At 60.2% G+C, this 490-nt stretch carries 1 protein-coding gene; it reads left to right on the top strand.

Annotation, left to right across the window (positions count from 1 at the left end):
- Nucleotides 1-305 (top strand): hypothetical protein (locus tag OSC30_RS16800; protein ID WP_267172996.1); only part of this gene is annotated, 305 nt, incomplete at its 5' end.
- Nucleotides 306-490 lie beyond the last annotated feature (185 nt).

Below are 490 nucleotides of genomic sequence, written 5' to 3'. Positions count from 1 at the left end.
AGTCGAAGGCCCTAACAGGGCTACGACAGGCCGCCAACGATGCCGTTGAGTCCCTTCAGGACCTTACCGTGGCCCAAGTAGCCGCCTTCGACGCGAAGTTGCGGCTTGCTGGTGTCATGACCCTGTCGGAGATGCGGCGTAGGCACTCGAGGCAGTTCAAAGGCATCCTCAAGCGCGGCAGAGTTCGGAACGAAACGGAGTACTACCTTGCAAAAGGCATCCTAGACTCCTGCACGGACACCCTTGGGCCAACCGACCAAGCCGCGCTTGCTTCTATGCTGCTGGCCTTCGAGCAAGCCAGCTAACCACTCGTCCAAGCGGACGCGCGAAAAGCCGCGCGCCGCTTAACTCCAGCGTTAGCCTTTAGGGAAACTCTGATTTTGCCCCGCGGTCTTAGCGAGACCTGAGGATGGATGGTACGTGATGGCACCCAAGCAGATGAGCCTGTCGATGGAGCACGACGCCGGTTTCGAGCGGCACCGCAAGGCGA

The organism is Frateuria hangzhouensis, assembly GCF_026410505.1.
In the GTDB taxonomy this organism is placed as follows: Bacteria; Pseudomonadota; Gammaproteobacteria; order Xanthomonadales; family Rhodanobacteraceae; genus Frateuria_A; species Frateuria_A hangzhouensis.
The sequence above is the reverse complement of the archived record's forward strand: the minus strand, read 5'-3'. Positions and strand labels throughout refer to the sequence as shown.